The sequence below is a fragment of the Micromonospora sp. NPDC023737 genome (assembly GCF_040639715.1).
Lineage (GTDB): Bacteria > Actinomycetota > Actinomycetes > Mycobacteriales > Micromonosporaceae > Micromonospora.
The window spans coordinates 39,920-46,992 of record NZ_JBFAAL010000027.1; the positions used below are offsets into that span (position 1 = coordinate 39,920).

The 7,073-nt window shown below is 70.7% G+C and carries 6 protein-coding genes; all 6 read left to right on the forward strand.

Features of this window, described 5'->3' with window-relative positions; translation table 11 throughout:
- The first annotated feature begins 562 nt into the window (after nucleotides 1–562).
- The 6 genes from AB0F98_RS30670 (at nucleotide 563) to AB0F98_RS30695 (ending at nucleotide 6,729) form a co-directional block, all read left to right on the forward strand.
- Nucleotides 563–1,603: an aminotransferase class V-fold PLP-dependent enzyme gene (locus tag AB0F98_RS30670; RefSeq protein WP_357742693.1), complete on the forward strand. Its 1,041-nt coding sequence runs from the start codon at nucleotides 563–565 to the stop codon at nucleotides 1,601–1,603.
- 441 nt (nucleotides 1,604–2,044) lie between these two features.
- Entirely contained in the window at nucleotides 2,045–2,806 is a 762-nt protein-coding gene (locus tag AB0F98_RS30675) for an ABC transporter ATP-binding protein (protein WP_357742696.1), read from the forward strand.
- Nucleotides 2,793–3,485, forward strand: coding sequence for an ABC transporter ATP-binding protein (locus AB0F98_RS30680; RefSeq protein WP_357742699.1), 693 nt, complete (start codon nucleotides 2,793–2,795; stop codon nucleotides 3,483–3,485). The genes AB0F98_RS30675 and AB0F98_RS30680 overlap by 14 nt, the downstream gene beginning before the upstream one ends.
- Nucleotides 3,486–3,528: 43 nt before the next feature.
- Nucleotides 3,529–4,779 (forward strand): ABC transporter substrate-binding protein, encoded by a 1,251-nt coding sequence (locus tag AB0F98_RS30685; RefSeq protein WP_357742701.1) that lies wholly within the window; start codon nucleotides 3,529–3,531, stop codon nucleotides 4,777–4,779.
- 55 nt (nucleotides 4,780–4,834) lie between these two features.
- Nucleotides 4,835–5,716, forward strand: coding sequence for a branched-chain amino acid ABC transporter permease (locus AB0F98_RS30690; protein WP_357742705.1), 882 nt, complete (start codon nucleotides 4,835–4,837; stop codon nucleotides 5,714–5,716).
- On the forward strand, nucleotides 5,713–6,729 hold the full coding sequence (locus tag AB0F98_RS30695; protein ID WP_357742708.1) for a branched-chain amino acid ABC transporter permease: 1,017 nt from the start codon (nucleotides 5,713–5,715) through the stop codon (nucleotides 6,727–6,729). The genes AB0F98_RS30690 and AB0F98_RS30695 overlap by 4 nt, the downstream gene beginning before the upstream one ends.
- The last annotated feature ends 344 nt before the right edge of the window (nucleotides 6,730–7,073 follow it).

Genomic DNA, 7,073 nt, shown 5'->3' on the forward strand with positions numbered 1-7,073 from the left:
GCTGGATGCACGAAGTAGTGGCCTCGTCGTCGGGGCGAGGCCACTACTTCCACGTTCCAGCGTGATCTCAGGGCCCGGCCGTCAGGCCGTGCGGCACCAGCGCGGCGAGAGCGAGCACGTAGCCGGCGGCGAGCGCCCGACGACCCGCAACAGGCCGACTTCGACCTCGATTTCGACCTGATCCTCTTCGGCGTCGCCGCCGCGACCCGGGCCGCCAGATCCACCGACACCTGAGCGCGCGCCGCCGTGCTGCTGCCGAAGGTGACTCCGCGGTCGGCCAGCGACCACCGCCCGCTGTCGGTCGTACCGTCGCACCCCGCGAGGCCGATATGCCTACGAGCCGATACCTCAGAGTCATAAATATGCCTCGGAGGTATCAAGCGCGGCATCCCACATGACGTCGCCGTCGATCGCCTTGGCGCTCGCGGCACCTGTCGCCGTGCTCCGTCGGCCGCGCGCCGTGCGCCGTCGGCCGCGCGCGGTCGCCGTCCGCCGTTCGAGCGGGCCGCCGGTGGCGCATTGGCTGTCCACGTTCGCGGTTCGCACGGCTAGCTTCGGGGACATGGAACTCGACACCGCCCAGAAGTTGTGGCAGCCGGAGCCCGGCTGGCTGAACACCGCCAGCTACGGGTTGCCGCCCGAGCCGGCGTGGATCGCGTTGCAGGACGCCCTCGCCGACTGGCGGGTGGGGCGTACCTCCTGGGAGGGGTGGGGCGAGTCCGTCGACCGGTCCCGCGAGGCCTTCGCCCGGTTGATCGGGGGCGTGCCGGCGCGCGACGTGGCCATCGGCGCCAGCGCCTCCCAGTTGCTCGCGCCGGTGGCGGCGGCGCTGCCCGCCGGAGCCACCGTGGTGGTGCCCGACATGGAGTTCACCTCGAACCTCTTCCCGTGGCTCGTGCAGGCCGAGCGTGGCGTGCGGGTGCGCGCGGTGCCGCTCACCGGGCTGGTCGACGCGATCGACGACGACACCGACCTGGTCGCGTTCAGCCTCGTGCAGTCCGCCGACGGCACGGTCACCCCGTACGACGAGATCGTGGCGGCGGCCCGGGCGCACGGCGCGCTGGTCGCGGTGGACGCCACCCAGGCCGCCGGGTGGCTGCCGTTCGACGGCACCCGGGCCGACGTCGTGGTGGCGGCGGCGTACAAGTGGCTGATGGGGCCGCGCGGCGCGGCGCTGGCCTACCTGGCCCCGGCGCTGCGGGAGCGGCTGCGTCCCGACGCCGCCGGCTGGTACGCGGGCGCCGACCCGCACGCCTCCTACTACGGGCCGCCGCTACGGCTGGCCGACGACGCCCGCCGGTTCGACATCTCCCCGGCCTGGTTCAGCTGGGTCGGCCTCGCGCCCGCGATGGACCTGCTGCTCGACGTCGGCCTGCCGACGATCCGGTCGCACAACGTCGCGCTGGCCAACCGGTTGCTCACCGGGCTCGGCCGGCCGCCCGGGGAGAGCGCCATCGTGACCGTCGAGGTGCCGGACGCGCAGGAGAAGCTCACCCGGGCAGGCGTACGCGCCGCGGTGCGGGCAGGCCGGGTCCGCGCCTCGTTCCACCTCTACTCCACGGTGGACGACGTCGACATGACTCTCCACGCGTTGCTGGGCTGAGCGGCCGGACGCACCCGCGGACGTGGCAGTTCAAGGGCTCGGCGAGGAACCCCGCGAGGCCGACGCGCCCGCTGCTCCGGCTGCTCGGCCAAGAGACGCCGTGGCCTCCGGCTGCTCGACCGGGAGAAGTCCTGGCTGAGGTCCGCATCGGTGCCTGGGTGTCGACGCCCGCGCCGAGAGGTGGGCGTCCCTGCCGCCGTGAGACCGTGTGCGCCACACATGTGGGCACGTATCGATGTCGCCGAGTCGCTCGGGCAGGGTCTCGGGTGGGCGCCGCCCGAGGCCGCGATGTGGCGAGTGAAGACTGTTCGATGCGTGGGAATGTGTGGAGCATCGACATGGCTCGACTCCTGCGTCCGGCCGTACGTTTCCTGAACGCGGCGGCCATGTGACCACTGTCACCCATCCGACCGTCGCCGGGAGACGTCGGAGGACATGGCGATGGCCGGGCAAGCGCTCCTGTCGGCTCGCGGGCTGACCCGCGACTTCCGGGGCTTCCGGGCGGTGGACGGCGTCGACCTCGACGTCGCGCCGGAGACCGTCCACGCGCTCGTCGGCCCGAACGGTGCCGGCAAGACAACCCTGTTCAACCTGCTGACCGGCTTCCTGCGCCCCACCGCCGGGCGCATCGAACTGTCCGGGCGCGACGTCGCCGGGTTACCTCCGGAGCGGGTGGCCCGCCTCGGTGTCGCCCGTTCGTTCCAGATCACCAGCCTCTTTCCCCAGCTCACCGCAGCGGAACACGTCGAGCTGGCGTTGCAGTCGCCGAGCGGACTGGGCTGGCGGTTCTGGCGGTCGGCGAAGCTGATGGGCCGCTACCACGGGCGCGCCACCGAACTGCTCGACATGGTCGGGCTCGCAGACCTCGCCCACGCCCCCGCCGAGGCGCTGGCGTACGGGCGCAAACGGGCCCTCGAACTGGCCATCGCGCTCGCCCTCGACCCGAAGGTGCTGCTGCTCGACGAGCCGACCGCCGGCATGGGGCTGGAGGACGTCGACCGCACCGTCGAACTGGTCGCCCGCGTACGGGAGGGCCGGACGGTGGTGATGGTCGAGCACAACATGAGCGTGGTCGGCCGTCTCGCCGACACCGTCACAGTGCTCCAGGCGGGCAAGGTCCTCGTCGAGGGCCGGTACGACGAGGTCCGCGCCGACGAGCGGGTCATCACCGCCTACCTGGGAGCCGCTGATGCTGCGCATTGACCATCTCTCCGCCTGGTACGGCGAGGCGCAGGTGCTGCGGGACGTCAGCCTCGACGTCGCCGCCGGTGAGGTGGTCACCCTGGTGGGCCGCAACGGCGCCGGCAAGTCCACCCTGCTGCGTTGCGTGATGGGGCTGCACGCCGGGCAGCGCGGCACGGTCGAGCTGAACGGGCGTGACCTCGGGCGGCTGCCCGCGTACCGGCGGGCGCGCCTCGGGCTCGGCTGGGTGCCGGACGACCGCGGAAGCTACGCCACCCTGAGCGTGGCCGAGAACCTCACGCTGCCGCCGACCGTCGGCCCGGACCCGTGGTCGCTGGAGCGGGTGTACGAGACGTTCCCCGCCCTGCACCAGCGGCGGGACTCGGCGGCCACCACCCTGTCCGGCGGTGAGCAGCAGATGCTCGCCCTGGCCCGGGTCCTGCGCATGGGCGCCCGGTTGCTGCTCTGCGACGAACCGACCGAGGGACTGTCCCCACTGCTGGTGCAGCAGGTCGGCGAGCTGCTGCGCGAGGCCAAGCGGCACGGGGTCACCGTGCTGCTGGTCGAGCAGAACCTGCACTTCGCCACCGGTGTCGCCGACCGGCACTACCTGCTGGCCGAGGGGCGGGTCGTGGAAGCGATGGACAACTCCGAGGTGCGCTCGCGGGAACGCGAACTGCTGTCGTACCTCGGGATCTGATCTCGACTGCTGACCGCGTCACGGCGCGGATGGAGGGAATGGCATGCGTAGGACCGTGGGTGTGGCCGCAGCGTCGGCCGCCGTGGTGCTGATGGCCGGCTGCGGTGGCGGCGGCCCCCAGTCGGCCGGTGACCGGAAACTGACCGGCGACAAGATCGTGTTGGGTGTCCTCAACGATCAGTCCGGGGCGTACTCCGAGCTGTCCGGCCGGAACTCGGTGAAGGCCGTGGAGATGGCCATCGCCGACTTCAAGGCCAAGCACGGCGACCAGGCGGTGACCAAGGACATCACCGTGGAGACCGCCGACCACCAGAACAAGCCGGACGTCGCGAACAGCAAGGCCGCCGAGATGTACGACCGCAAGGGCGTCGACATCATCCTCGACGTGCCCACCTCCTCGGCCGCGCTGAAAGTCGCCGACGTGGCGAAGGAGAAGAAGAAGCTCTACTTCAACATCGGCGCCGCCACCACCGAGCTGACCGGCAAGAGCTGCAACAAATACACGTTCCACTACGCGTACGACACGTACATGCTCGCCAACGGCACCGGCAAGGTGACCACCCAGCAGGTCGGCAAGAACTGGTACATCCTGTACCCGAACTACGCCTTCGGGCAGGACATGGAGAAGAGTTTCTCCGCCGCGATCACCGCCGCCGGTGGACAGGTGGTCGGCAAGGACGGCGCCCCCTTCCCGAACACCAGCGGCGACTACTCGACCTACCTGCTCAAGGCGCCCGGCTTGAACCCGAAGCCGCAGGTGCTCGGCACCATGCAGGCCGGGGCCGAACTGGTCAACGTGGTGAAGCAGTACAACGAGTTCAAGCTGCGGGACAAGGGCGTCGGCCTCGCGGTCGGCCTGATGTTCATCACCGACATCCACTCGCTGACGCCGGACGCGCTGGCCGGCACCACGTACACCGACGCCTGGTACTGGAACTTCGACCAGGAGAACCGGGCGTTCGCCGACCGGTTCCAGAAGGAGACGGGTACCCGGCCCTCGTTCGCGCACGCGGCCAACTACTCCGCCGCCATGCAGTACCTGGAGGCCGTACAGGCCGCCGGCACCGACGACGCGGACACCGTGGTCAAGGGGCTGGAGGGCAAGGAGGTCAACGACGTCTTCCTGCGCAACGGCAAGATCCGTGCCGAGGACCACCGGGTCATCCACGACGCGTACCTGGCGCAGGTGAAGCCGCAGGCCGAGGTCACCGAGCCGTGGGACTACGTCAAGGTGCTCGAGACCATCCCGGCGGCGGAGGCGTTCGCCGCACCCTCCCCGGACTGCAAGCTGTGAGCGCGAGGAGTGAGCCGGTTCTGCGAGCCCCGCAGTCGCGAACGAAGGTGCCGCTGTGACCGGGTTCCTGCAGAACACGTTCAACGGGTTGGTGAGCGGGGCGTTCTACGCCCTGCTCGCCCTCGGGCTCGCCGTCATCTTCGGCATGCTGCGGGTGGTGAACTTCGCCCACGGCGCGTTCTACATGCTCGGCGCCTTCGGTGCGTACGTGCTGCTGAGCGAGGCGGGCGTGCCGTTCTGGGCGGCGCTGGTCATCATGCCGTTGGGCCTCGGTCTGCTCGGCATGGCGCTGGAACGGGCGGTCATCCACCGGCTCAGCCGGCTCGACCCGCTCTACAACTTCCTGCTCACGTTCGGCCTGACGCTGATCCTCCAAGACCTGGTCAAATCGCGGTACGGCGTGCAGTCCAGCCCGTACGCCACCCCGTCGGCGCTGAGCGGCTCGGTCGACTTCGGGCTCTTCGACTTCCCGACGTACCGGGTGTTCATCCTCGGTTTCGCGGTACTGGTCTGCGTCGCCGTGTGGTGGGTGCTGACCCGGACCCGGGTGGGCATGGTCGTACGCGCGGCCACCGAACGGCCGGAACTCACCCCGGCGTTCGGCATCAACGTCGGACGCTGGGTCACCCCGGTCTTCGGCTTCGGTATCGCGCTCGCCGGGCTCGCCGGTGTGCTCGCCGCGCCGATGCGAGCCGTCAATCCACTCATGGGCGCCGACCTGATCATCGTTGTCTTCGCCGTGGTGGTCATCGGCGGGCTCGGCTCGATCTTCGGCTCCGTCGCCGCCGGCTTCGGCATCGGCCTCGTGCAGGCGTGGGGCGAGGCGTACCTGTCGGACTTTCCGATCGTGTCCCAGACGATCGTCTTCGTCGTGATGGCCGTCGTGCTGCTCTGGCGCCCGGCCGGGCTCTTCGGCCGTGAGGAGGCACCGGCATGACCAGCACCGTCGACACGCCGGCCGAGGCTGGCCGCCCGGCGCCGCCGTCCGGTCTGCTCGCCGTCGGCCGGGCCCCCGCCTGGGTCCGGTACGCGCTGCTCGCGGTCGGGCTGGTCGCCGCGCTCTGGTTGCCGAACGGGCTCTACCCGGCCGTTGCCGTGGACATCCTCTGCTGGGCGCTCTTCGCCGTCGCCGTGGATCTGCTGCTCGGCTTCACCGGGCTGATGTCCTTCGGGCACGCCGCCTTCTGGGGCACCTCCGCGTACGTCACCGGACTCGTCGCCATCCACGCCGGCCTGCCTTTTCCGGCCGCCGTACTGGCCGGGGCGCTCACCGCCGCGGCGCTCGCGGTGCCCATCGGCTACCTGGCGGTGAAGCGGACCGGCATCTACTTCGCCATGGTGACCCTGGCGTTCGCGCAGTTGGTCTACTACGTGGCCAACGAGTGGCGGTCGGTGACGCAGGGCGAGAACGGGCTCCAGGGTGTGCCCCGTTCGTTCTTCGGGGTGGACCTGACCGACGACTACTACTTCTACTACGCGATCCTGCCGATCGTGCTGCTCGGCCTGGCCGCCGCCTGGCGGATCGTGCACTCGCCCTTCGGCCGGGTGCTCGTCGGCATCCGGGACAACCCGGCCCGAGCCCGGGCGCTCGGGTACCCGGTGCACCGGTACAAGCTCACCGCGTTCGTCCTCTCCGGCTTCATCGCCGGGCTCGGCGGCGGGCTCTTCGCCGTCGGGCACCGCTTCGTCTCCCTCGACGTGCTGCACTGGACGACCTCCGGCAAGGCCGTCATCGTCGTCGTGCTCGGCGGCATCGGCACGCTCTGGGGTGCGGTGGTCGGCGCGGCCCTCGTCGTACGGCTGGAGGATTGGCTGTCGTTCTCCGGATTCGAGGCGATAGGCCTGGTCACCGGCGGCATCTTCGTCCTCGTCGTACTGCTTTTCCGGCGGGGCATCTGGGGGAGCGCGGCCCTCCTGGCCAAGCGCTGGATGGCCCGCCGGCAACGCTGACGCCGGTCGCCGGTCGCCGGTCGCCGGTCGCCGGTCGCGGTCGTCGGCCGTCGGTTACTGGCGGGCGGCGGTCGGGGAGTGGCGGTCCGGCGGCGGTCGGTCCGGTGTTGATCGCTTGCTCTGCACCCTCATACGCGCCGCGCCGTTCCTTTTCGGGTCTGGACATGCCGTTGGCCGGCACCCTCTCGGGGTGCCGGCCAGCGGTTCATGCTCGTGTGCTGTGTGGTTGTCAGCTGTTCCAGTACTGGGCGACGAGGTCGGCGGCCTGCTGTTCCCACTGGGCGTAGGCGTCCGGGTAGGCCGACACCTGCACCGTCTGCGCGGCCTGGGTCAGCGGCATGTCC

Excerpts from the sequence above, each read along its gene's own strand:
- AB0F98_RS30675 (WP_357742696.1), top strand. The coding sequence starts at position 2,045 with ATGGCCGGGCAAGCGCTCCTGTCGGCTCGCGGGCTGACCCGCGACTTC.
- AB0F98_RS30685 (WP_357742701.1), top strand. The coding sequence starts at position 3,529 with ATGCGTAGGACCGTGGGTGTGGCCGCAGCGTCGGCCGCCGTGGTGCTG.
- AB0F98_RS30670 (WP_357742693.1), top strand. The coding sequence starts at position 563 with ATGGAACTCGACACCGCCCAGAAGTTGTGGCAGCCGGAGCCCGGCTGG.
- AB0F98_RS30680 (WP_357742699.1), top strand. The coding sequence starts at position 2,793 with ATGCTGCGCATTGACCATCTCTCCGCCTGGTACGGCGAGGCGCAGGTG.
- AB0F98_RS30695 (WP_357742708.1), top strand. The coding sequence starts at position 5,713 with ATGACCAGCACCGTCGACACGCCGGCCGAGGCTGGCCGCCCGGCGCCG.